The sequence below is a fragment of the Idiomarina sp. OXR-189 genome (assembly GCF_034373425.1).
In the GTDB taxonomy this organism is placed as follows: domain Bacteria; phylum Pseudomonadota; class Gammaproteobacteria; order Enterobacterales; family Alteromonadaceae; genus Idiomarina; species Idiomarina zobellii.
This window is the reverse complement of record NZ_CP139706.1, coordinates 1751743-1776558: the sequence shown is the minus strand read 5'-3', so window position 1 is coordinate 1776558 and position 24816 is coordinate 1751743. Positions and strand designations below refer to the sequence as shown.

At 47.9% G+C, this 24816-nt stretch carries 23 protein-coding genes, 3 tRNA genes and 1 other annotated feature; of the genes, 14 read left to right on the top strand and 12 right to left on the bottom strand.

All coding sequences use genetic code 11. From position 1 onward, the window contains the following. Positions 1-36: 36 nt before the first annotated feature. From UM402_RS08750 to UM402_RS08705, 10 genes are all read right to left on the bottom strand, one after another. Positions 37-885, bottom strand: a complete 849-nt coding sequence (locus UM402_RS08750; protein WP_058578786.1) for an alpha/beta fold hydrolase — start codon at positions 883-885, stop codon at positions 37-39. Positions 886-912: 27 nt separating this feature from the next. Beyond that, positions 913-1215, bottom strand: a complete 303-nt coding sequence (locus UM402_RS08745; protein ID WP_058578787.1) for a YciI family protein — start codon at positions 1213-1215, stop codon at positions 913-915. After that, entirely contained in the window at positions 1215-1757 is a 543-nt protein-coding gene (locus UM402_RS08740) for an inner membrane-spanning protein YciB (RefSeq protein ID WP_053952529.1), read from the bottom strand. The genes UM402_RS08745 and UM402_RS08740 overlap by 1 nt, the downstream gene beginning before the upstream one ends. Before the next feature lie 26 nt (positions 1758-1783). Further along, on the bottom strand, positions 1784-2593 hold the full coding sequence (trpA, locus tag UM402_RS08735; protein ID WP_058578788.1) for a tryptophan synthase subunit alpha: 810 nt from the start codon (positions 2591-2593) through the stop codon (positions 1784-1786). After that, positions 2590-3801 (bottom strand): tryptophan synthase subunit beta, encoded by a 1212-nt coding sequence (gene trpB, locus UM402_RS08730; protein ID WP_058578789.1) that lies wholly within the window; start codon positions 3799-3801, stop codon positions 2590-2592. Before trpB ends, trpA begins: the two co-directional genes overlap by 4 nt. Beyond that, a complete protein-coding gene (gene trpCF / locus UM402_RS08725; RefSeq protein WP_058578790.1) occupies positions 3798-5249 on the bottom strand; it encodes a bifunctional indole-3-glycerol-phosphate synthase TrpC/phosphoribosylanthranilate isomerase TrpF in 1452 nt (483 codons plus the stop codon). The genes trpB and trpCF overlap by 4 nt, the downstream gene beginning before the upstream one ends. Next, entirely contained in the window at positions 5242-6255 is a 1014-nt protein-coding gene (gene trpD, locus UM402_RS08720; protein WP_058578791.1) for an anthranilate phosphoribosyltransferase, read from the bottom strand. Before trpD ends, trpCF begins: the two co-directional genes overlap by 8 nt. After that, positions 6252-6884: an anthranilate synthase component II gene (locus UM402_RS08715; protein WP_058578792.1), complete on the bottom strand. Its 633-nt coding sequence runs from the start codon at positions 6882-6884 to the stop codon at positions 6252-6254. Before UM402_RS08715 ends, trpD begins: the two co-directional genes overlap by 4 nt. Then, positions 6881-8524 carry an anthranilate synthase component 1 gene (locus UM402_RS08710; protein ID WP_058578793.1) on the bottom strand — a complete coding sequence of 548 codons (1644 nt, stop codon included), beginning with the start codon at positions 8522-8524 and terminating at the stop codon, positions 6881-6883. The genes UM402_RS08715 and UM402_RS08710 overlap by 4 nt, the downstream gene beginning before the upstream one ends. Positions 8525-8576: 52 nt before the next feature. Continuing rightward, positions 8577-8681: a sequence feature (Trp leader region), on the bottom strand. 116 nt (positions 8682-8797) lie between these two features. Then, positions 8798-10333 (bottom strand): S10 family peptidase, encoded by a 1536-nt coding sequence (locus tag UM402_RS08705; RefSeq protein ID WP_058578794.1) that lies wholly within the window; start codon positions 10331-10333, stop codon positions 8798-8800. A 152-nt stretch (positions 10334-10485) separates the two neighbouring features. Between UM402_RS08705 and UM402_RS08700 the strand changes: the two genes are divergently transcribed. The 8 genes from UM402_RS08700 to UM402_RS08665 all read left to right on the top strand — a co-directional run bounded on the left by UM402_RS08700 (position 10486) and on the right by UM402_RS08665 (position 18028). Further along, the gene (locus tag UM402_RS08700) at positions 10486-11184 is read left to right on the top strand and encodes a hypothetical protein (RefSeq protein WP_322295287.1); all 699 of its coding nucleotides are present in this window, start codon (positions 10486-10488) and stop codon (positions 11182-11184) included. A gap of 70 nt (positions 11185-11254) precedes the next feature. Further along, the gene (locus tag UM402_RS08695; RefSeq protein ID WP_058578795.1) at positions 11255-13276 is read left to right on the top strand and encodes an NADPH-dependent 2,4-dienoyl-CoA reductase; all 2022 of its coding nucleotides are present in this window, start codon (positions 11255-11257) and stop codon (positions 13274-13276) included. Beyond that, complete coding sequence (locus tag UM402_RS08690; protein WP_058578796.1) at positions 13276-14103, top strand: PHP domain-containing protein; 828 nt, start codon at positions 13276-13278, stop codon at positions 14101-14103. The genes UM402_RS08695 and UM402_RS08690 overlap by 1 nt, the downstream gene beginning before the upstream one ends. Positions 14104-14122: 19 nt before the next feature. Next, entirely contained in the window at positions 14123-14746 is a 624-nt protein-coding gene (locus tag UM402_RS08685) for an L-threonylcarbamoyladenylate synthase (protein WP_058578797.1), read from the top strand. A 10-nt stretch (positions 14747-14756) separates the two neighbouring features. Continuing rightward, entirely contained in the window at positions 14757-15572 is an 816-nt protein-coding gene (locus UM402_RS08680) for a segregation and condensation protein A (RefSeq protein ID WP_058578798.1), read from the top strand. After that, on the top strand, positions 15553-16122 hold the full coding sequence (gene scpB / locus UM402_RS08675) for an SMC-Scp complex subunit ScpB (protein WP_053952517.1): 570 nt from the start codon (positions 15553-15555) through the stop codon (positions 16120-16122). The genes UM402_RS08680 and scpB overlap by 20 nt, the downstream gene beginning before the upstream one ends. 2 nt (positions 16123-16124) lie before the next feature. After that, a complete protein-coding gene (gene rluB, locus UM402_RS08670; protein ID WP_053952516.1) occupies positions 16125-16982 on the top strand; it encodes a 23S rRNA pseudouridine(2605) synthase RluB in 858 nt (285 codons plus the stop codon). Beyond that, the gene (locus tag UM402_RS08665) at positions 16982-18028 is read left to right on the top strand and encodes an agmatine deiminase family protein (protein ID WP_058578799.1); all 1047 of its coding nucleotides are present in this window, start codon (positions 16982-16984) and stop codon (positions 18026-18028) included. The genes rluB and UM402_RS08665 overlap by 1 nt, the downstream gene beginning before the upstream one ends. Here the strand turns inward: UM402_RS08665 and UM402_RS08660 are convergent. Both UM402_RS08660 and UM402_RS08655 read right to left on the bottom strand, forming a co-directional pair. Next, complete coding sequence (locus UM402_RS08660) at positions 18014-19840, bottom strand: tetratricopeptide repeat-containing diguanylate cyclase (protein WP_322295286.1); 1827 nt, start codon at positions 19838-19840, stop codon at positions 18014-18016. The two genes, UM402_RS08665 and UM402_RS08660, sit on opposite strands and share 15 nt — an antisense overlap. Positions 19841-19918: 78 nt before the next feature. Beyond that, positions 19919-20638, bottom strand: coding sequence for an SIMPL domain-containing protein (locus UM402_RS08655; protein WP_053952514.1), 720 nt, complete (start codon positions 20636-20638; stop codon positions 19919-19921). A gap of 53 nt (positions 20639-20691) precedes the next feature. On the opposite strand from UM402_RS08655, the gene UM402_RS08650 reads away from it, so the two are divergent. The 6 genes from UM402_RS08650 (at position 20692) to UM402_RS08625 (ending at position 24634) form a co-directional block, all read left to right on the top strand. Continuing rightward, the gene (locus UM402_RS08650; RefSeq protein ID WP_058578800.1) at positions 20692-21162 is read left to right on the top strand and encodes a regulatory protein RecX; all 471 of its coding nucleotides are present in this window, start codon (positions 20692-20694) and stop codon (positions 21160-21162) included. A 108-nt stretch (positions 21163-21270) separates the two neighbouring features. Further along, positions 21271-23871, top strand: coding sequence for an alanine--tRNA ligase (gene alaS, locus UM402_RS08645; RefSeq protein WP_058578801.1), 2601 nt, complete (start codon positions 21271-21273; stop codon positions 23869-23871). A 121-nt stretch (positions 23872-23992) separates the two neighbouring features. Further along, positions 23993-24184, top strand: coding sequence for a carbon storage regulator CsrA (gene csrA, locus UM402_RS08640; RefSeq protein ID WP_053952511.1), 192 nt, complete (start codon positions 23993-23995; stop codon positions 24182-24184). A 157-nt stretch (positions 24185-24341) separates the two neighbouring features. Further along, positions 24342-24434: transfer RNA gene (locus tag UM402_RS08635), tRNA-Ser, on the top strand. Between the two features lie 19 nt (positions 24435-24453). Beyond that, a tRNA-Arg gene (locus UM402_RS08630) sits at positions 24454-24530 on the top strand. A gap of 27 nt (positions 24531-24557) precedes the next feature. Then, positions 24558-24634: transfer RNA gene (locus UM402_RS08625), tRNA-Arg, on the top strand. Positions 24635-24816: the final 182 nt, after the last annotated feature.

Genomic DNA, 24816 nt, shown 5'->3' with positions numbered 1-24816 from the left:
AAGTGTCCTTATTTATATGTCCTTAATACAAAGACTTTAATTGACCTGTAGGGCGTCTAGCAAGCTTTTACGCCAAAGCGACTCTTTAAATTGACTGCGGAAGAAGTTGAAGTGACCAATACCCTTACTGTTTGCCATGTCAGGGGTTAAGTCTGTTAATGACTTTTCGGTGTTCGGGTAATGACTCAACAACGCCTCAATATTTGATCGCTGAAGTAACTCATCGTCGGTAATATGGAACGCACGAATGGGCGCGCTGAAGTCATCGTAGCGCGCTTTTTGTTCGTCAGTAATGTTATCGAACAAGTAGTTTTTGCTACGGCACCAACGACTCCACTGCTTCATGGCTGGTGCCGGCATATCTCCCACCATGTTCAGGCGCTTACCCGGAAAATAACCTGCTATGGGGGTACTGATTGGAGCCGCAAAATACCACAGTAGCCAGGATGTCCAGCGAACTTGTTTGCTGGCTTTTAACCAATAACCGGTTCCGCTGGCAATAGTCACCATTTGGTCGATGCTGTCACTGTTAGGTGCCAGGGCAACTATCTGACCCCCCAGGCTGTGAGCCAGCCAAATGAGCGGTTCATTTTGCTGGCAAGACTTGGCGTAGTCGAGTACGGTTTTAATATCCAGCTCGGCCCATTGGATAATATCGGACTTTATTTGTTTCAGCGGTTTATCAACCGACTGGCCAATACCGTAGTAGTCGAAAGTGATAACCCGATAACCTTGTTCGCTCAGCCAGCGTGCTATGGGTTGGTAAAAACGTTGCTTCACACCCAAAGCGGCGGCAATAACAATGGTTGCTTTAGCACTGGCTTGTGGTTCGAACGTTACACAGTGTATGTAGCGGTTATTGTCCGTGAGCTCGATACTCTTCATATGTTTCGACATAACAACAATAGGGGGTTAGTTTGGGAGAGCAGCGATAAAAGGTTTTACCGAAGCTTGTTTATAGACACCGGCTTCCCAGTAAGGGTCCTCGTCTGCCCACTGCTTTGCGTCTTGCAATGTATCGAATTCAGCAATGACTACCGAGCCAGTATAACCGAGTACGCCGGGGTCAAGCTCTGCGATAGCAGGGCAGGGGCCAGCGACCAGTAAACGGCCGTCGTTTTGCAGCGCTTTTAGACGCTCAAGATGAGCAGGGCGGGCTCGCTTGCGCGCTTCCAGTGAGTCCGGGTGATCTTCTGCAAAAATAACGAACCACATTATTGAGTGTTCTCCTCATCTTCTGCGTATTTGTTTATATAAATTTCAGTACCTAAAATAAACAAAAATGTTGCAATCAGAATCCCGAAGACTTTGAAGTTCACCCATACTTCCTGACTCAAAAATTCAGCAATGTAGAGGTTAATAGCTGCAAGGAAAAGGCAGTAAACAATCCAGGAATAGGTTAACCGAATCCATACAAAATTTGGTAATTCGATGTTCTGCCCTCTAATTGACTGGATAGGGTTTTTCTTTTTCAGTAGTAAGCTGCCTGCCAGAAAAAGTGCTATAGCAGCGTAAATAACTGATACTTTCATTTTTATGAACCAGTCATCATGCAGAAGCAGAGTCAGTGAACCGAAACCAATTACGACTAGGGGTAAAACCCAATGTCGGGTTGTCATAGGATGCTTAATTAGTTTCAACCCAATAAACTGGACCACAGTCCCTGCCATTAAAACACCGGTTGCGACATAAATGTCCGCCATTTTGTAGAACACAAAAAAGGCGATAATCGGTATATATTCTAATAACAGGGCCATCTACTACTCCGGTGTTTCGTTTTTCTTTATTTCAGCGATGTAGCGGCTTTCATGCTTTGGGTAAAAGCTTTTAAGTCCGCAAGTTGTTGCGCGTTATTGTCGAGGTTTTTCTCAATAAGCGCAACCACAGCTGAGCCGCTAATGGCACCGTTCGCTCCTGCAGCCAAAGCCTTTTGCACATGCTCAGGTTGCGATATGCCAAAGCCGAGCAAAATGGGGGGTGCCCCGGCGTTTTTTAGTTTGTTGATAAGCTCTGAGGCGGGCGCCTGCATTTGTGTCTCTGCGCCGGTAACTCCTGAGCGACTCAATAAATACACATAGCCCGAGCATTCCGTTGCAATGGTTTGTAGTAGGGCATCGCTGGCGTCAGGCGGTGCAATAAACACGGCGTCTATACCAACGTCTTTTGCAATTTCCGCAAATCGCTTGGCTTCTTTGGTGGGAACATCGGCAATAAGCACTGAATCGACGCCAACATCTTTCATTTGCTGATAAAACTCATGAACGCCTTTAGCGTAAATTAAGTTCGCATAAACCAGTAAACCTATGGGTATTTGCGGTGAATAGTCGCGAACAGCTTTTAAAAGTTTCAAAATATCACTAAAGTTAGTGCCTGCATCCAGCGCGCGTAAGTTGGCACGCTGAATCACTGGTCCGTCGGCGACGGGATCAGAAAACGGCAAACCTAACTCCAGTGCGTCGGCGCCGCCGTCAATAAGTGCCTTTATAACTTCAAGGCTTTGCTCAGGTGTCGGGTCACCAAGCGTAACAAAAGGAACAAAAGCGCCTTGATTATCGGCTTTTAATCGTGCAAAACAAGTTTCATATCGGCTCATTGCTGTCCCTCCGCGGCTTTTTCCTGGGCATTAAAAATACGACGAACATGATCAATGTCTTTGTCACCACGCCCCGATAAATTAATAAGCAGAATTTCAGGAGCGTCTGGCTCTGCGGCTCTTTTCAGTGCGTAAGCCAGCGCATGCGCTGACTCCAGTGCCGGAATAATGCCTTCATGACGCGATAATAGCTTAAATGCCTCTAGCGCTTCTTCGTCAGTGACAGACTCGTAGCGCGCGCGACCAATAGCTTTTAAGTGTGCGTGCTGCGGACCAACTCCCGGGTAGTCGAGGCCGGCTGAAACGGAATAGGATTCTTCAATTTGCCCTTCGGTGTCCTGCATTAAGAACGACAGGCAACCGTGTAAAATACCTGGTTTGCCGGCAGTAAGCGTCGCACCGTGATGAGAGGTTTCGACCCCTTTACCAGCAGGCTCGACACCGACTAAATCAACACCTTCCTCGTCAATGAAGTCCGCGAACATTCCAATAGCATTGGAACCGCCGCCAACGCAGGCAATGACTTCGTCGGGTAAACGTCCTGCCTGCTCCTTAATTTGAGCTTTAGCCTCTTCACCAATCATGCGATGGAACTCGCGCACAATGGTTGGGAAAGGGTGTGCACCCGCCGCTGTTCCTAACAAATAATGAGTATTAGGGTAGCTGGCCGTCCAGTCGCGCAAGGCTTCGTTAACTGCATCTTTTAGCGTGCCGCTGCCGGTATCGACGGGAATAACCGTTGCCCCCATCAGCTCCATGCGAAAGACATTGGGTTGCTGGCGCTCGGCGTCCTTTTTACCCATGTAAATAATGCATTCTAAGTCGAGCAGGGCGCAGGCAAGGGCCGTTGCCGTACCGTGCTGACCGGCACCGGTTTCCGCAATAATACGTGTTTTACCCATGCGCTTAGCCAGCAGTGCTTGTCCTAACACTTGGTTTGTTTTGTGGGCGCCGCCGTGAAGCAAGTCTTCACGTTTTAAATAAATTTTGGTGTTGTTTGGGCTCTCCAGCGGCAAGTTACGGCATAGGCTAAGCGGTGTTGGTCTGCCAAGGTAGTTTTTCAGTAACCCCCGAAACTCTGCTTGAAACTCTTCATCTTGCTGGGCGTCAATAAAAGCTTGCTCGAGCTGTTCAAGCGCCGGTAATAAGATTTCAGGAACAAACTGGCCGCCGAAATCGCCAAAATAAGCGGGTAATGACTGACTCATACAGCCTCCTGTTGAATGCGTTTAGAAACTTGTTGCTCTGAAAATCGCCCATACTGGCGAATTTTCATGAATGTTTGCGATACTTTCTGGCTATTTTTAATGCCCGGCGTCCATTCCACGCGAGAGTTCATATCGACACCTGCAAAACCAAGTGTTATTGCTTGATCAATACTTTCAGGACCAATACCGCCTGCCAGTAGGCAACGCTGGCGCTGCCGGGGCGTTAAATTTTCTAGTAATGACCAGTCAAATACCTGGCCACTACCGCCTTTGCGATTATCCAGGACAAAGGCATCGACGGGTAAGTCGGGTAACTGAGCGGGTGTTTCGATAGCCATAGCTTTCCATATTTTCACAGCGCTAAGACCTTGCTCACGCAGTTGCTGGCGCAGCTGCACGATGTAATCGATGTCTTCGTGCCCATGCAGTTGAACCACTGATAAACCTACCTCAGAAACAGCTTCAACCACTTTCTGCAAGGCGGTGTCGGCAAATACACCAACATAATTTAGGCCGTTGACTTCAGTGGTTATTTGTTGTGCTTGCTCGATATTAATGCAACGAGCCGAGTGCTCGACAAATATCAAACCGCCGTAGGCTGCACCTTGTGAGCGTGCGTTAATGGCATCTTCTGCGCGCGTTAAACCACAAACTTTGTTTTGCCCAAAAAGCAGCTCGCGACAGGCTAAATCGACATTGGGTTTTGCGCTCAAGGCGCTGCCGACTAAAAAACCATTAACGTAAGGAGCAACCCGACGAATGTCTGCATGTGTTGAAAAACCTGATTCCGCGACTAGCAAAGCACCCTGCGGTGCTAACGGCGTTAACTCCGCGCTGCGGTTCGGGTCAATGCTTAAGTCGGTTAAATCGCGGTGGTTAATGCCAATGATACGGGCATCTAATTTAACCGCTCGCTGCATTTCTTCTTCGTTAGCCACTTCAGTCAGAACATCCATACTAAGCGAATCAGCAATATTGCGAAGCGCGGTGTATTGTTCGTCATTAAGCACTGACAGCATCAGCAAAATGGCATCCGCGCCAAAGTAGCGAGCACGGTAAACCTGCTCTTCGTCAATGAAGAAGTCTTTGCACAGTACTGGCTGAGTCACTTGCTGGCGAACGGCTGTCAGGTAGTCCAAGCGACCCTGGAAAAACTCCGGCTCTGTGAGAACCGAAATAGCAGCTGCGTAGGGTGCGTAGCTCTTAGCCAACTCAGGAGCGTCAAAATCGGCACGAATGAGACCTTTTGACGGAGACGCCTTTTTGCACTCCAGAATAAAGCCCGCCTGCTCACCGTTCAATGCTTCATATAAGCTTCTGTCGCTGCGGCTTAGTTGAGGCTTTATCTCACTCACTGGCATAAGCTCAGAATGGATTTTGTTTTGCTCAACTTTGCGTTCAACAATGGTTTTCAGTACGTTTTTTTGCAGTGATATTGTATTAGACATGATACGTCTCCTGAGCGTCCTGAACACGGCGTAAGTGCAAGAGTGCCTGGCCTGTGTCTAAGTGTTCAAGGGTTGCCGCAGTGGCTGCTTTCATATTGTCGTATTGTCCGCTTAAATACAGCAAGGCTGCAACATTCATAGCAACAGAATGGCGCTGTGCAGGGCTGCCTCCACCGGCCAAAATATCTTCGAGTATGCGTGCATTAAAGTCAGCGTCCCCACCTTTTAACTCACTAAGCGGGGCCGATGGGACACCAAAATCAGCGGGCTCGACCTGATACTCGTTAAGCTCACCATCACGTAGTTCAATGACTCGGGTGGGTCCATGCAGAGCTAGCTCGTCCAAACCACTGCCGTGGACAACCATAGCACGCTTCACGCCTAATCTTTGCAGGGTTTCAGCCATTGGTTGTACCCATTCTTCGCTGTACACGCCCAGAAGCTGTGCGTCAGGGCGCGCTGGGTTAACCAGTGGCCCAATTAAATTAAACAGAGTCCGTGTTTTTAAGGTTTGTCTTACCGGCATCGCGTGTTTAATACCCGGGTGATAGTGTGGCGCAAACAGAAAGCAAAAACCGTTATCTGCCAGTTGCGAAGAAGCGTCAGACGGGTCTAAGTTGACGCGCAGTTTTAACGACTCTAAAACGTCTGCCGACCCTGACCGCGAGGACACACTGCGATTACCGTGTTTAGCAACCGTCAGTCCCATGCTGGCTGCTACCAAAGCGGCGGTGGTTGAGATATTTATAGTGTTACTGCCGTCGCCGCCGGTACCGCAGCTGTCGATAACCGTTGAATCCGGACGAATAAAAGACTTCGCCGCTGACAAAATAGCTTCAGCGGCACCGGCCAACTCAGCCGGTGTTTCGCCACGCATTTTCATTGCAATCAGTGCGGCTGTGACTTGAGTATCGTTGAGCTCGCCTTTAATCAAGCGCTGGAAAAACTCACGGGTTTGATCTTGTGCCAGAGACTCACCGGACATCAGAGTTTGTAGGGCCTTCATGGCTGTGCTCCTTCCAATAAATAATGAATGCTGTTACTGAGTAATTGTTTTCCCTTTGGCGTTAGCAACGACTCGGGGTGGAATTGAAAACCAATAGCGTCGCTATGGTCGTGACTATCAAGAAACTCTGCCGCCATGGGAATATTGCCTTCGGGACCGTTAATTTGCCCAATGACCTTTACGGTGTCCGGCAGGTCGTAACCACTTAACGAATGATAACGAGCGACAACGCATTGGTTGTTGTCAGTCGCATTAGTAAATACGGCGTGTTGCAGGGTGGTGATAGTAGCCGTCTTGCCATGAACGATTTCGCCACAGGTATCCACACGACCACCTGCGTATTCAACCAGTGCCTGAAAGCCCAGACAAATGCCCAGCATTGGAATACGACCGCTGCAAAAGCGAATAATTTCCATTAAGTTACCGGCATTAGCGGGGTGCCCCGGTCCCGGAGACAGACACACCAGTTGCTGTCCCTGATAATTATCTAGTTGTCTTATGACATCTTCAGCAGCCAGCTGATTACGATAGACCACCAGAGGGTAACCCAGTTGTCGCAGTTCATCGACCAGGTTGTAAGAAAACGAGTCGACGTTATCAATGAGTACAATACGAGTTGGTTGCGTCATGATTGCACTCCTTGTTGAACCGTGCTGTGTTGAACCGTACTTGCCTGAACTGAATGCGCCTGTTGAATCGCTAAAATAACGGCTTTGGCTTTACTTTCGGTTTCTGCAACTTCGCTGTCAGGGTTTGAATCGTGAACGACGCCGGCTCCGGCCTGGACTATGGCTTCGCCGTTTTTAACGAACGCCGAGCGAATGACAATGCAGGTATCCATGTCGCCATTTCCGGCAAGATAACCAACGGCTCCGCCGTAACTACCGCGACGCTGCTTTTCGACCTGACGAATTAATGTCGCGGCGCTGACTTTGGGAGCGCCAACTAATGTGCCCATATTCATGCAAGCCCGGTAAGCGTGCAAAGCGTCGCAGTCGTCTCTTAATTTGGCTACCACGCGTGACACTAGGTGCATGACTTGCGAATAACGGTCCACTTGCAGCAAGTCGGCGACATAACGGCTGCCGGTTTCACTAATACGTGCGAGGTCGTTGCGGGCTAAGTCCACCAGCATTAGATGTTCTGCCAATTCTTTTTGGTCGAGTCTTAACTCCAGTTCCATACGGCTGTCTAAGTCGAGGTTAATACTGCCGTCCGCATTTTTGCCGCGTGGGCGCGTACCGGCGATAGGGTATAGCTCGACTTGGTTCGAACCTTTTTGATACTTGAGTGCGGACTCAGGTGAAGCGCCAAACAGGCAGAAATCCGGGTGACTCATAAAAAACATATAGGGCGACGGATTGTTCTTCTTTAACTGATTATAGGCAGCCAGAGGCTCCGGGCAGGGCATTTTAAACCGACGCGACGGCACTACCTGGAAAATATCTCCAGCGACGATGTTCTTTTTCAGTTGGGTAACAATGGAAGCAAATTCGTCGGCCGAGGGGGTTGCGGTTACTGAGACATCAACCGGCAGTGGTTCTGGTGTTATTGCCGGTAACTGGCAGCGCGCCGCTAGTTCACCAACGCGCTGACTCATGGCCTGGTAACGCTTATCATGGTCTTTGCCCCCAAACACACTGCCAAGCAGTTCGGTGGTTTGCGCTTGATGATCAATAATGAGCAGTGTTTCAGCTAAGTAAAAAACGTAATCAGGGCAGTCGTTCTCACCTTCTTCAACTTGTGGTAACGGTTCGTAGCTGGCGACAAAGTCATAGGCAAAGGCACCGCCAAGAAACACTGAAAATGGGTGCTGCTGTGCTGTGTCGTTTGCTTTCATTAATTGCTGCTGAAGAATGCGTAATGGCTCCATATTGCTTATTTGGCGCAAGCGGGAGTCTTCATCTACCGGCACATCCCCTTGAGAGGGGGTTGTAAGGGTGAAATCGGCGACTAAGCCATTACCGAGGGCAGTAATGCTTGCACAGCTTTCCAGCTTTTTCTGAATCCATGGAAGCAGGGCGTTACCATTATCTGTCAGCGCCTGAATGGTCACTTGTTGCTCGTTACAGGTAAGCTGCAACGCGGCATCAATCAGCAATAAGCTTTTGACTTGTTGTTTGGTACCAATGTCAGCCGAATCAAGCAATAAATTAGCACCATTGGTTTGGCAGGTATTTTGATAAACCTGCAGCGGCTCCGCTTGATAAGGCAGTGACACTCTTAATGTCTCTAAATTGCCGTCTTGTTCAGTTGTCAGGTTGTCCACCTCAGACCTCGTTTTCTCTTGTTGATTTTTAAACCTGCTCCAGTGAAACGGCAATAAAAAACCCGCTCAAAGGAGCGGGTTTCTCAAAGTGAAGCTATTTACGTTACACGCACAACTACACCACCCGCTCGTTCGGGAAGTGCCACCACCAATGTTGGGTTGTTGTACGTAAAAACATAAGTTGTCTAGCTCTCTTAATTTGCGTTAATGCTGACAAACTAACGCTTGTGCGGAAGTCTGTCAACAGTTGTTTTGACTTGTGTATGCAAATAGTTACTTATATTCAGCCGGTTGACCTTTAGAGTCAGACTGACGAATAAACTCACGTAAGTCGTCATTGGCTTTTTCCAGGTCGGCACGACGTAAATACATCATGTGACCACTGCGGTAGCCTTTAAAGCCGATACGATCGCTCATTTGCGTACTCGGATCTAAGTGCCACATGTTGTACTTCGCATCGAAATAGTTAGTAGCGCCGTCAAAGTAGCCTGACTGAATCAGTACATTCAGGTAAGGGTTCTGAGCCATCGCCTGACGTAACTGCTTGCCGGTGTTGTTGTTTGAGCGATCCCACGGGTGAACGGGACCAAACATGTTGTATTTAATGTCAGTTTCAAAGTTGAGTTCTTCACGCAGGTAATAGTTAATGGCTGGCGTGAACGAGTGCAACCACGATGTTAATTCAGCGTTGTAGTCAGGGCGGTCGCCAGCGCGTTTTTCATCCAAACCTAAATAGCGCGAGTCAAGGCGGCCAATAGTGCGGTCACGGTCACGCAGGAGTTCTTTCCAGAAATACCAGGTGCTCGGCGCCAGGTTGTTATCTAATACCGCTTGCTTAGATAACCCGGAGTAATAGGCCACACGCTCAGCCATTTGCTCGCGGGCGTCACCGGTCAGCATAGCGCCTTTCGCTAATGCTGGCAGGTATTGCTCAAGTGCGAAACGCTCAACTTCTGGTAGCATTTCTTCCAGATCTTTGTTTTGCAAAGCGTCTGGAAGTGCATCGTGATACCAGGCGGCTGCAGCAAAATAAGGCAGCTGGTTAGCTTGTTTTACCGGGCCGTCGCGGTCAATACCAATATCAGTTGGTGACACTAGAATAACGCCGTTTAGGTACATCCACTGACTGTTTTGCAGCTCTAAAGCAAGGCCAGATACACGAGTTGTACCATAGCTTTCGCCAATTAAGTACTTAGGTGACTGCCAGCGGTTCATGCGTGAAGTAAAGGTGTTCATCCACTCGGCAAGATATTTAACGTCGGCATTAACACCGAAGAACTTTTCTTTTTGCTCTGCACGCGAAGGCATTTTGCCGTCTTCATTTGGCAGAACGCGCGAGTAACCGGTATTCACCGGGTTAATGAAAACAATGTCAGCGACATCGAGAATAGAGTGCGGGTTGTCCTGCACGCCATAAGGCTGAACTGGATAACCTTCGTCGCTCAGGTTTAATACTTTTGGACCTGTGTAGGCAATGTGCATCCAAACCGATGCCGAGCCCGGACCACCATTGAATGAGTATACAATAGGGCGTGACTCACGGTTATCGACGTCCTGACGCTCGTAATAGGTATAGAACAGCGAAGCGGTTGGGTTGCCCTCGTCGTCCCATACCGGTTGAGTGCCGGCTGTGGCTGTGTAGTCGACAGTTTCGCCATTAATTTCTACGCTGTGCTCGGTAACCACCTCGGTGTCTACCGGCAACATGCGTTTATGATTCGTTGAACTTTCTTCGGCAACAACAGGTGCAGATACTACAGAGCAACCCATTAGTGACAAAGAAGCAATTAAAGCGAGACTCTTTCGCATGAGATTGTTCTCCGTTTTTTATAATGTCGCTTCAGATTAACAAATAATTACTTTAAAGAGTCAAAGGTTATGCGATTATTGGTTTTATTCCTGCGACTGGACTCTCGTATTGAGTCTCGTTTTCTAAAAGAGTGGGTTTTTAGAGGTTAACAATGATGAAAAACAAACTAGTGGCTGCGGGGTGTGGCCTTTTATTGTCACTGAGCAGCACTGCGGTGTTTGCTCAAAGCTTGTCCGACGCCATGAAAGATGGCTTACAAACTATGGCGTCAGAGCAGCTAAACGCAGATTTAGAGGTTAGCGAGCTACAGGTAAACTCACTGACCAACGGCTTAACAGCAAATAAAGTTCGCCTTGCGACCCGTGTTGACGAATTATCAGAGCCAGAGAATCAGTTATTGCTGGCGAAACAGCTTGTTTTGACCGGGGACTGGCAGGCGTTAGGCAGTAGTCGTGTCGATATCTCTAAAATAGCGGTGTCAGATGCTCAGCTTACGGTTTCCTATTACGGAACAGGGCGCTCAAATTTGCATGAGTTTTTAAAGCAAATGAGTGACATGAAAGTGCAAAAAGTAAACTCGGTACCGCTTCGCTGGCAGGTCGATGAATGGGTGATGGACAATGTCACTATTAATTTGTTTGATAAAGGCGAACCGATTCTCAGTGTTCACGTGGATGAGCTGGCTTTAACCGACTTACAGTCAATGCAAGACCCTGATGCTCAGGTGAAAGAATTACTCTGGCCGATTTTAGATCAGGTTGTTGAGCAGGTACGAAGCGGTAATTCGAGCCTGCAAGTGGACAGCATGGCGCTCTCACGGCTTTTATTGCGTGAAGCTATGGCGTTCTGATCTTGAGTTAAACGGGTTTACGCAGTACAGTTAGGAAAAATTAAACACCCGTTTAAAATAAGAGGTTGGCGTGGCAAATTCATACCCAAATTTACTAAAACCCCTGGATCTTGGCTTTACAACGTTAAAGAACCGAGTGCTGATGGGGTCAATGCATACTGGCCTGGAAGAAGAAAAAAATGGTTTTAGTAAATTAGCCAGCTTTTATGAAGAACGCGCTAAAGGTGGTGTCGGGCTTATTGTTACCGGCGGCATTAGCCCTAATTTCCGTGGTCGTCTGGCGCCTTTTGGCAGCGAGATGTCCAAGCCCTGGCATGTGGGTAAACACCGTCAGGTGACCGATGCCGTTCACAAGTATGGCAGTAAAATCTGTCTGCAACTTCTGCACGCCGGTCGTTACAGCTATCATCCGTTTTCGTTAGCGCCGAGCGCAGTCAAAGCGCCTATAAACCCGTTCAAGCCTAAAGCCATGTCTGAACGGCAAATTCTCAAGACCATTAAACACTATGCCCGTGGCGCTAAGTTAGCGCAGAAAGCCGGCTATGATGGTGTTGAGATCATGGGGTCAGAAGGTTATCTGATTAACCAGTTTTTGTGCCCAAGAGCCAATAAGCGCAATGACGACTGGGGCGGTAGCTTTGAAAACCGTATGCGTTTTCCGTTAGAAATTGTTAAAGCCGTGCGAGCCGCTTTGGGTGAAAAATCGATTATTATTTTCCGCTTGTCGATGCTGGATTTGGTGGAAGACGGACATCAGCTGGACGAAGTGCTGCAGCTGGGTAAGCTACTGGAGCAGGCGGGCGTGACCATTATTAATACCGGCATTGGCTGGCACGAAGCACGGGTTCCGACCATTGTGACCTCGGTGCCACGTGGTGCCTTCAGCTGGATAACTGAACGCGTACGCCGTGAGTTGTCGGTGCCAGTTGTTGCGGTTAACCGTATTAATACCCCGGAAATTGCCGAGCATATTTTAGAAAGCAACCAGGCTGACATGGTGTCTATGGCACGACCGTTATTGGCGGACCCTGACTTTGTGAATAAAGCAGAGCAAGGTCAGTCTGAGCGCATTAATACCTGCATTGCCTGTAATCAGGCCTGTCTGGACCATGTGTTTGAAAACAAACGAGCTTCTTGTCTGGTGAACCCAAGAGCCTGCTATGAACAAGAGTTGGTTATGAAGCCCGCTGATAAGAAAAAGCGTCTGGCCGTTATTGGCGCAGGGCCTGCGGGCTTAGCTTTTGCCTGCAATGCGGCAGAGAGGGGGCACCAAGTTGACTTATATGACAAAGCTGCGGAAATTGGCGGTCAGTTTAACTACGCGAAACAAATTCCGGGCAAAGAAGAATTCTATGAAACGCTGCGTTACTTCAAACACCGTATTGAAGAAACTGGTGTGCAGCTTAAGTTAGGTCAGGAGCAAAGTTGTGAAGGCCTGCTGGCAGAAAAATACGATGATGTGGTTCTGGCAACCGGCGTCAGTCCTCGCAAGGTCGACATTCCTGGTGTCGATTTACCGCATGTTCTGGGCTACTTAGATGTTTTACGCGACCACAAAGCTGTGGGTAAGAAAGTGGCTGTGATTGGTGCCGGTGGTATTGGTTTTGATGTCTCTGAATACTTAACGACCGAAAAATCACTGACGCTGGATGAAAAAGAGTGGTCCGAGCGCTGGGGTATAGACAAAGACTACAGCGATCGTGGCGGCTTGAAACCCCAGCAACCAGAGCCAAGCCCGCGTCAGGTATGGCTGTTGCAACGTAAAGAGAGCAAAGTCGGCAAAGGCTTGGGTAAAACATCCGGCTGGGTGCACCGCAACGAGCTGAAAAGTAAGTCGGTTAATATGTGGAACGGTGTCACCTACCACCGTATTGTGCCGGAAGGTATTGAAATTGAGCGCAACGGTGAAAAACAGTTGCTGGAAGTTGATAATATCGTTATTTGTGCCGGTCAGGTGCCTCAGCGTGAACTTCACGACGCTCTGGAAGCGGCCGGTCAGTCAGTACATTTAATTGGTGGCGCTGATGTTGCGGCCGAGCTGGATGCGAAGCGCGCTATTCGTCAGGGAACCGAGTTGGCAGCAAGGATTTAATGACTTTATACGACCTGCATTGTCACAGCACGCATTCAGATGGCTCCTTGTCTGTCGAGGAGCTTTTGCGCCGTGCCTGCGAGCACAACGTCGATGTACTGGCGTTAACCGACCACGACAGCGTTGAAGGGATAGCTGAAGCAAGAGCGTTGGTCGAAAAAGAGCAGCTGCCGCTTCAGTTTATTAACGGCGTGGAAATTAGCTGCCGCTGGGAAAGTTTTGAAATTCATATTGTTGGTTTGAACTTTGACCCTGACAACGAACATTTAAAAGGTTTGTTGGCACAACAACAGCAACGGCGCTATGACCGCTTTGCAGCCATTTTAGAAAAGCTGGAAAAGCGTGGTGTCATGTTGTCTGCTGAGGAATGTCAGGTCGATGGCATGCCAACCCGCAAACACATAGCCGATACCCTGGTCGAAAAAGGCATTGTCAGCCATCCGCAAAAAGCGTTCGATCATTACATTGGAAAGGGCAACAGCGCTTATGTTACGCCGCAGTGGTGCGACATTCCTGAGGCCATTGAAGCTATTCATAGGGCCGGCGGCCAGGCTGTACTGGCACATCCTCATGCCTACAAAATGTCGAATAAGTGGCTGCGTCGATTATTGGTCGAGGGGAAGGAGTGGGGTCTTGATGGCATGGAAGTCAGTTTAAGCCAGCAGTCACCGGGACACCGTGATGCGCTCGCTAAAATGAGTCAGGAATATGGCTTAAAAGCATCTCAGGGCTCTGACTTTCATTACCCCGGCAATTGGCGTGAGCTCGGTAAAAACCTTTGTCTGCCAGCCGACTGTGTGCCAATATGGGAGCATTGGTCACAGTAGAAAAAGGTTGGGGGAGGTTATGAGTCAATTTTTTGAAATTCATCCGGAAAATCCTCAGGCGCGTTTAATTCAGCAGGCCGTACAAATTATTCGCCAAAGCGGGGTTGTGGTTTACCCAACCGACTCAGGGTATGCCATTGGCTGTCAAATAGGCGATAAAGCGGCTGCAGACCGTATTTGCCGTATTCGCGACATCGATAAAGAACACAACTTTACGTTGATGTGCCGTGATCTCTCGGAATTATCAACTTATGCCCGCGTGGACAATGATGCATTCCGGTTACTGAAAAACAACACACCGGGGCCTTACACCTTCATTTTAAAAGGCACGAAAGAGGTGCCAAAGCGTCTGTTGAACCCAAAACGCAAAACTATCGGCATTCGTGTACCAACCAACCGTATTGCAATGGCGCTTTTAGAAGAGCTTAATGAGCCGTTAATGTCGACCAGTCTTATTCTCGGAGATGGCGAACTGGCTGAGTCAGACCCTGAAGAAATTCGCGACAAACTTGAGAAATTAGTCGACTTAATTGTTGATGGCGGTCACTTAGGCGAACAACCGACTACGGTTGTTGATCTGTCAGAAGGAGCGCCGGTGATACGTCGTGAAGGCTCTGGTGAGACGGAACCTTTTGATTTTTAAGGCGACTTAAATGGCTGAACAACAGTCGTTACCACTGGGATTTGTTCGTGGAGAGCCGGTTATTGAAAAACCGGAAGACCTCTACATTCCGCCCGACGCACTGGAAGTTATATTAGATACTTTCAGTGGTCCTATGGACTTGCTTTTATACCTTATTCGCAAGCAAAAGCTCGATATCGTCGATATGCCGATTCTCACCATTACCCGACAGTACGTCGAATACGTGGAAATGATGAAAGAGCTGAAGCTTGAGCTAGCGGCTGACTATTTGGTAATGGCGGCTATATTAGCGGAAATAAAAAGCCGCTTGCTGCTTCCGAAGCCACCGCAGGAAGACGACGAGGAAGAAGACCCAAGAGCAGAACTGGTGCGGCGCTTGAAAGAGTATGAGGCGATACGCGAGGGTGCCGAGCATATTGATTCACAACCACAGGTTGGCCGGGATATTTTATTAAGCGAAGTGGCAACCGATGCGCGCGAGCATGTGACGACACCACCACCGGAAGTGACCATTGAAGACTTAACGCTCGCGTTTAGCCGGGTGCTGCAGCAGGTTGAACTCAATGCCCATCATCATATTCAACGTGAGCAGCTGTCGACCCGTCAACGTATGAGTCAGGTTATTGAATTGTTGTCTGAGAAAAAATACGTTGCTTTCAGTCAGTTGTTTAAACGCACAGAGGGGCGCGCAGGCGCAGTGGTCAGTTTTTTAGCAATTTTAGAACTTGTGAAGGAATCAATGATAGAATTGTCGCAAGTTGAACCCATGAGTGATATTCGCATCAGTTTGAGAAACCGTCAGCAGGATGAATCAGTTACAGCTTAAACAGCTAATAGAGGCGGCATTGTTTGCCCATCCACAGCCGTTATCGGCAGAGCAGCTTCATCAACTGTTGTTGAGCGAAGGTGAAGCCTCTTTGACTATGGTTAAAGGCTTACTGAAAGAACTGCAAACCGATTACCAGGAGCGTGGTATTGAATTAGTGAAGGTGGCTTCTGGTTACCGGTTTCAAACACGGGCGGAACTTGGGCAGCGCCTCGCTTCGTTATGGCAGGAAAAGCCTCAGAAGTATTCTCAAGCCCTGTTGGAAACTCTGGCTTTGATTGTTTACAGACAGCCTATTACCCGGGGTGAAATCGAACAAATACGGGGTGTGAGTGTCAGTAGTAATATTATTAAGACACTACAGGAAAGAAACTGGATAAAGGTGGTGGGCCATAAAGAAGTACCGGGGCGACCGCAACTGTACGCCAGCACCAAAGAGTTTTTAGATGACTTTAACTTAAGTGACTTGTCCGAATTGCCGGATATCGACACGCTTGATGAAGACGATGAACGTACCGCTGAGACAGCGATTAACGAGAGAGAACAGTAAGAATGACCGAAAAGTTACAAAAGGTATTAGCCCGCTCAGGACATGGCTCAAGACGAGAAATTGAAGCCAAAATTGCTGCTGGACGCATTCGTGTAAATGGAAAAGTGGCGCAGCTGGGCGAGCGAGTTGATGCAGACGCAAAAGTTCGCATTGATGGTCATGAAGTTGAAATAAAGCCTGAAAAAGAAGTTATCTGCCGGGTCTTGATGTACCACAAGCCTGAAGGCGAGTTGTGTACACGCAAAGATCCTGAAGGACGTCCAACGGTGTACGACCGTTTACCGCGCATGAGCGGAGCGCGTTGGGTCGCTGTTGGTCGACTTGATGTAAATACCTCAGGATTGTTGTTATTTACCACCGACGGGGAATTAGCCAACCGGTTAATGCATCCGAGCCAGCAGGTTGAGCGCGAATACGCAGTGCGTGTTTTCGGTGAAGTCGACGATAAAATGATGAGTCGTCTTAAAAAGGGTGTGCAGCTGGAAGACGGCCCCGCGCATTTTAATTCGATAAAGCCGGCTGGTGGTGACGGCATGAACCGTTGGTATCACGTAACCATCAGTGAAGGCCGTAACCGTGAAGTGCGCCGCTTGTGGGAGTCACAGGAAGTGCAGGTGAGCCGACTGATTCGTGTGCGTTACGGTGACATTCCTCTTGAGCAAGGCTTGCCGCAAGGTGGCTGGTCGGAAATGCCGCTGGAGCAAGTGAATGCGTTGAGAAAGCAGGTGAAACTGCCACCTGAAGAGCGTTCGTTTATTGACCCTCGGAATCAAGAGTCCAGGCAGCGTAAGTTCGCTAAAATACGCCGAGCGACGGCAAAGCACCGCGAATACAAAAAGACAGATAAGCGTCGCAGATAATGAAAGGCTCTACCAAGCGCTGGTTAGCAGATTTTTCTGATAACCAGCGTTTACTCTTAGCCTGGCCTTACCGCCGGGACGTTTGGCGAGATAATGCATTGCCTGCTCGCGAAGTCATTGCTGAGCTGGCGCGTCAGGTCAGTCACTATACCCCCGTTACTTTACTGGTTCATCCAGACTACCAGGGTTCTGTGCCAAAGAAGCTGTATGACTGCTGCTCTGTTATCGTCGAGCGATACGATGATATTTGGCTACGAGACACCTTGCCGTTATGGTTTTCAAAGAAGAGGCAGACGTCTGGTATCGTGTTCCAATTTGATGGTTGGGGCGGCGTTCAGTCAGCGGTGGAGTGTGATAGAGCCTTAGCTTCAGAACTGTCGTTAAAGTTGGAACGCTCGTTATCAGTCTGTGATTTGGTCACAGAAGGGGGCACCTTTACTCATAATGGTCAAGGTACATGGCTTGTTGGCTTATCCAGCATTATTCAGCGTAATCCCTCGTTATCGAAAGAAGTTATTAAGAATAAGCTAAACGACTGCTTTTCGGGTGAGTCGTTGTTTTTCTTTGAAGGCGCTCTGACTGCTGATGAGACTCAGGGACATATGGACAATATGGCGCTATTTCTTAATGAAAATACTCTTATCTATGCGCTAACTAAAGACGAAAACCACCCCGACTATAAAACCTGTAAGCGGTTAGCGGAGTTTATTGAACTGCTGCCTGATTCAATTCAGAAAGTAGCCGTTCCATTACCTAAGCCATTGCGACCGACACGGATTGAACGAGAAAGTCTGGAACAGCTTCAGACGAGTTTAAACAGAACGGAAGAGCTTCCGTTGCTGTGCAGCTATATTAATGTGTTACAGACTGACGCTCTTGTGGTTGTGCCGGAATTTGGCTTGCCGGAAGACACTATTGCCTTGTCGATAATACGAGAAGTGCTCCCGGATAAAACCGTATTAAGTGTACCTGCGCGGGAATTGGTATTAGGCGGCGGTGGACTGCATTGTATAAGTCATAACCTAGCAGAATTAAGCGATAACTAAACGCTGGCGCCCTGAGTTTTTAGCGTCGTAAAGCACGTCATCGGCACGTTTGTAGAGTTCATCAAAGGAGTCATCGGGCAGAGCTTCGGTAAAGCCCATACTAAAAGTAATTTGATAGTCTGCAGGAATGCCTTCTATCGGTTGGCTGTTCAAACCTTCCTGAAGTCGCTTGAAAAGCTGCTCGGCATCTTCTTTTGAGGCATCTAAGAACAGCAGCAACCACTCCTCACCGCCTAAACGGCCGTAACTGTCTTGTTCCCGCAGGGACTCATTGGCGACCTTCGCAAACCTTTGCAATACGCGGTCGCCGGCGTCATGTCCGAATTCGTCGTTGATACTTTTGAAGTAATCGAAGTCGACCACTGCTAAGGCAAGGCTGCGGTTTTGTTCCTGAGCTTGTTCTAACTCTTTTTTGCACCGTTGCACAATGGCTCGGCGGTTAGGAGCCTGGGTTAAATCGTCTTTAAGAGCGAGCTCGGCAAAGTTTTTACGCGCTCGCCATTGTTGGAGCAGGAAACCAGAAATAATAACAACCAGCAAAGCAACCGTGATGATTGCCAAGACGAGCAAATAATAAGAGTTTTGCTGCTCTTGTAACGCTAGTTGCTGTATCTGGTTTTCTTTTTTGAGAAGCTCGTTCGTTGTTTCCTGCTCTTTAATCTCCAGGCGAACCATAACTTCCTGAACTTGCTTGTCCTGAAGGTTCTCTTGCACGGCTTTCATTTTCTCAACCGAGCTTTTGTAATGTGTTAGCGCCTTTTCAAACTGTTGGTTTTTTTCGTAATAGCGAGACCACTTGCTTTCAAGGCGTTGTTTCAGGCCGTCATCGTTAAGTGTATTAATTAATGAGGTAGCGGCTTCAAGCTCTTGTTGAGCGACCTCTACTTGCTGAGTTGCCAAGTAAACTTCAACCTGGCTGAGTCGTGTTTCGGCCTCCATGGGATGTGCCCCGGCAGACCGAAACTGAGGCAAGGCTTGCTCAAAGTTAGATAAAGCAGCTTGGTAATTCTCATTATCCAGCTCTAATGTCCCCAAGCGGAACATGGCATAAGCGACGCCGAGTTCGTCTTCTATTTCGCGGCTTATTTCCAGAGCTGTTTCAAAGTGCTGTCGCGCTTTATTGGGCTGACCCGCCTGGTGATAAATTCTGGCAAGGTTATACTCTAGAACCGAGGTGTCCCACTGGCCAAGATGCTCCTTGCTAATCTCCAGGGCTTCAAGTGTGTGTTCAATAGCGATATCAAAGGCACCGACATCGGTGTAGATAATGCCGATAAGACCATGAAACTCAACTTGAAGTTTGGGTATAGCGCTGTATGCGTCTCGGTTTAAGCCTTCTAAAATCTCCAGAGCTTCGGCAATATCTCCGGCATGTTGCATGACTTGAGCGTGAAGTATCTCCGCTTCAATAAATAAGTCTTCACTACCCGACGCTTTGGCGTTTTCAATAGCATAAATGACACTGGCGTTAGCTTGCTGTAGTTGACCACGCTGAAGTTGATACCAGGTTTGATTGATACGAAGCAGGGCGGAAGCGACTTCAGAATCTGCTAATTTAGCGAATCTCAGTCCTTCTTTAACGGTTTCAATAAGCTTGGTTTCATTGCCGGAATAGCGGTAGGCCTCAGATTGCAGGGCATAAGCGAGTGCGAGCTTTTCGAACTCGCGACCTTCATCGTATTGGCTTATCCATTGATTGGTTTTGGTTATCCATTCGTCCGGATTGCTGCTTGCGTCAATACGCTGCTGCTGCCACTCTTGTGCAAAGAGCGGCAACGACAGTAACAGCAATACGATGTAAATGAATCGCAACTTAAAAACCAATTGCTACTTTTCTGTTAATAAAATGTTGCTAATTATTCTACCTGACTCGCGTCCCGACGCAATCAATTAATTGCCTTTGTTTTGTATGTTTTCGACACTAAATACGGCTTCAACGGAGGCTTCGATGGTTTGTTGACCCGGCAGCGACACCTTGTCAGAACGTACACTGGCTTCTGCCATTTGCATCATAAATGGGCGCGAGATTGAGCGCTCAGTAATACTTAAGGTACCGGTGAGATCAAGGCCGGCTGTACTCGCCAACTGTTCGGCTTTTTGCCGGGCTTGTTTGTAGGCATTAATTAATGCTTGTTGATAAAGCGCCTGTTGGTCACCAATTTCGAACTGAATTTGTCCAACCCGGGTCACACCTCTAGATAAAGCTAAATCAATCACATTGTCATAATTTTCAGGGTTGCGTAGAGTCACTTTTATCTCTCGTCTGACAATAAAGCCGCTCTGCTTGGTTTTACCGTCGGAGTCTTGTTCGTACTGCGGGTAAATTTGCAACTGGTAAGACTGAATGTCTTTTTCTGCAACGTCTTCTTTAAGTAAGTCGTTTAGTAAGCGTTCAGTCGTATTGTCGACCACGGTCTTTTGCGAACTGAGTTTATTGCCGCGCTCTTCTATCCAGAAGGTAATTCGCATTAAATCCGGCACGGCACTGACGCTGCCGTTGCCTGTCGCCGTAATGCGCTGCTCCGTTGCTTGTGAGACTTGGTGGAAGCCTGCTGTAAGAACTAACAGACAAACCGAAAGAATGCTTGATTTTAAGTAACTCTTGGTCATGATTAGTGTCCCTGTATAGAATTCCCATAACTCTTAGCTATGGAGTATAGGTCATGGGTGAAAGTTCAGAAGAATATGATGAAAGCGCATTGAGAGACTCGGTGTTTCGCCTGTTAGGGCGTCGTGAGCAAAGCTATCAGGAGTTGCGCCGAAAATTGATTCAAAAGCGTTGGCCGAACGACATGGTTGACGCAGTGTTAAAAGACTTCAAAGAAAAAGGCTGGCAAAGCGACGAGCGGTTTGCCGAAATTTTCATACGTGAAAAGGTATCGCAAAAGCAAGGTCGGCTGAAAATTTTAGCTCAGGCTACCCAGCAAAAAGGATTATCGGTAGAGCTTGTCGAGCGATTACTGGATGAAATGGACATAGACTGGTTTAGCTTATGTGCCGATTTAAAGGAACGACGCTTTGGTGAAGAGCCGCCGGCAGATCAAAAGCAGTGGATGAAACAAGTACGCTTTCTGCAACAGCGTGGTTTTAATTCGGAACAAATATTCGCTTGTGTCAATCGACCAGAAAGCTAGGCTGAGCAACGACTTCGTGATAATCTAACAGTATACTAAGTAATTACACCCATAGGCTTTTGGCAAAGCAAGCAGGACAAACTAGACAAACTAAAAGTAGGACAAACTATGAGCATGAACAGTGCCCAAATTCGTGAAACATTTCTCAGTTATTTTGCGAAACGAGGACACGAAAGAGTGCCTTCGGCATCAATGATACCGGGTAATGATCCAACGTTATTATTTACTAATGCCGGTATGGTGCCGTTTAAAGATGTTTTTTTGGGGAGCGATAAGCGTCGTTACGACAAGGCAACTTCTGCTCAGCGTTGCCTGCGCGCTGGCGGCAAACATAATGACCTGGAAAACGTGGGGTATACGGCTAGACACCATACATTTTTTGAAATGATGGGTAACTTCAGCTTTGGTGACTACTTTAAAAAGCAAGCTATTGAATACGCCTGGGACTTTCTCACCAACGAATTGAAATTACCGGCTGAAAAGCTGTGGGTGACTGTCTTTACAGAAGACGACGAAGCTTACGATATCTGGGCAAAAGATATTGGTGTACCGGAAGATCGTATTTCACGTATTGGCGAAAAAGATAACTTCTGGTCGATGGGTGATACAGGGCCTTGTGGCCCATGCTCAGAAGTGTTTTACGACCATGGCCCTGAAGTATGGGGTGGTCCTCCGGGCACGCCGGAAGAAGACGGTGACCGTTATATTGAAATTTGGAATTTGGTCTTCATGCAATATAACCGTCAGGCTGACGGTACGCTTGAGCCATTGCCAAACCCTTCAATAGATACAGGCATGGGGTTAGAGCGTATTTCGGCCATCATGCAGAATGTCCACAGTAACTACGAGATTGACTTATTCCAGGCACTGATTCAGTCAGCGGCTAAAATCATTGGTACTGACGACCTTAACAATAAGTCATTGCGTGTTATTGCTGACCATATCCGTTCATGCTCTTTCTTAATTGCTGATGGCGTAATGCCATCGAATGAAGGGCGCGGTTATGTGTTGCGCCGTATTATCCGCCGTGCGGTTCGACATGGTCACTTACTGGGTGCTAAAGAAACATTTTTCTTCCAGCTGGTTGATGAACTTGTTAACCAGATGGGCGAAGCGTATCCGGAACTGGTAGAAAAACAGTCGATTATAAAAGATGCGTTAGAGCGTGAAGAACAGCAGTTTGCGCGTACGCTTGAACGAGGCTTGGCAATTCTCTCCGATGAGATCAAGCAGCTTGATGGCACTGTTATTCCTGGTGATGTCGTCTTTAAGCTTTATGACACATACGGTTTCCCGGTTGATTTAACCGCTGACATAGCTCGCGAACAAGAGCTAACGGTTGATGAACCCGGCTTTGAAAAGGCAATGGCTGAACAGCGCAAGCGAGCTCAGCAAGCCTCTCAGTTCGGTATGGACTATAACGAACAAATTAAGTCAGAGCAGAAAACGGCATTTACTGGTTACGAGCAGGTTAATGGTGACGCTAAAGTCGTAGAGCTTTTCAAGGAAGGTAAAGCGGTTGAACGTTTAGAAGCGGGCGAAAGCGGCATTATTGTCTTGTCCGAAACACCTTTTTACGCAGAAAGCGGCGGTCAGACTGGTGATACCGGTAAATTAGTAGCGAATAGCGGCGTCTTTGAGGTCACCGATACTCAATATATTGGTAAAGCGATTGGGCATCACGGTAAGGCGTCGGCGACTATTCAGCTAGGTGATTCAGTGAAAGCTGAGATTGATGCTGAACGCCGGGAAAATATTAAACGGAATCACTCTGCGACACACTTGGTGCACGCTGCATTACGTAATCTGTTAGGTGAGCACGTTACTCAGAAAGGCTCGCTGGTAGAAGCGGACAAAATGCGTTTTGACTTTTCACACTTTGAACCTGTTTCCGCTGAACAAATCGCTCAAATTGAGCGTGAAGTGAATGCGCAAATTCGAGCGAACTTGTCGCTAGAAACACAGTTAATGGACATTGAAGAAGCAAAAGCTGCTGGCGCAATGGCCTTATTTGGTGAAAAGTATGACGAGCAGGTCCGTGTGGTACGTATGGGTGACTTCTCTATGGAGTTATGTGGCGGTACTCACGTTCGTTCAACCGGTGACATTGGTTTATTCCGTATTACTTCTGAAGGTGGTATTGCCTCGGGCGTGCGCCGTATTGAAGTGGTTACCGGTGAAGCGGCTATTCGCTATACACAAGGCCAGCAAGCTATGCTTAATCAGGTGGCGGCCGAGATTAAAGCGAAACCTGATAATTTAATTGAGAAGATTCAGCAGGTGTTGCAGAAGCAGCGTGAGCTAGAGCGCCAAAATGAGCAGCTTCAGAAAAAACTGGCGTCTCAAGCGGGGGGCGGTTTGGTTTCACAAGCGGCTGAAATTGCAGGCGTTAAAGCTATTATTGCTGAGTTAGATCAAGCCGATCCTAAATCACTGCGAGAATTAGTTGATGATCTGAAGAACCAAATTGGCTCTGGTGTCGTATTACTTGGAACTGCCAATGGCTCCAAAGTGAGTTTAATCGCTGGCGTTACTGGCGATTTAACCGCTAAAGTCAAAGCAGGAGATGTAGTCAACCAGGCCGCTAATGTAGTCGGCGGCAAGGGTGGTGGTCGTCCCGATATGGCGCAAGCCGGGGGCTCACTGCCTGAACATTTAAATGAAGCCTTGGCTACGGCAACAACTTGGTTAGAGCAGCAGCTATCATAACTTAGGGTTATGAGTTTCGTTATAGTGTAATCATTGCCATTATTGGTAGACTGCTTACATCACATTTAGGGAAATGTTCGATTGTTGCGGTAACATCGGGACAGTATTGAAGGAGCAATTTATGCTAATTTTGACTCGCCGTGTAGGTGAAACACTGATGATAGGTGATGATGTTTCGGTCACTGTCCTTGGCGTAAAAGGGAACCAGGTACGTATTGGTGTAAATGCCCCGAAGGATGTTTCCGTCCATCGAGAAGAAATTTACATGCGCATTCAGTCTGAAAAAGACGATGAACATGACGAAAAAGAATAGTTAGAAAAAACCGGCATTCGCCGGTTTTTTTATGCGTAACGCATAATTTGCGGAAAAATCCAACGAGATGGTCAATTATCCCACACTTGAACCATTGTTTTTAAAAAACCGATTGACATTATTGCCAACATCGCTAGAATTCACGCCACAACGATTTGGAGAGGTGGCCGAGTGGCTGAAGGCGCTCCCCTGCTAAGGGAGTATAGGGTTTGTAGCCCTATCGAGGGTTCGAATCCCTCCCTCTCCGCCATTCGTTAAGTGAAAAATTTGCGCCCGTAGCTCAACTGGATAGAGTACCTGGCTACGAACCAGGCGGTTAGAGGTTCGACTCCTCTCGGGCGCGCCATTTTCACTTCAAAACACTTCAGGCAATGCGCCCGTAGCTCAACTGGATAGAGTACCTGGCTACGAACCAGGCGGTTAGAGGTTCGACTCCTCTCGGGCGCGCCATTTCTTTGTTTTTCCATACATCCTATTTTCGCTATTTATTCTCATATTTCCCTTATTTAGCTGTTGAATACCGACTATTTGACGCTGCAAATTCTTGCGCGACTTGCTACCATAGTATTTAATAAATTTATAACAATTTGCAGTCGTTCCGAGGTGTCTTTTGCAAGAACTACTTACCCAAG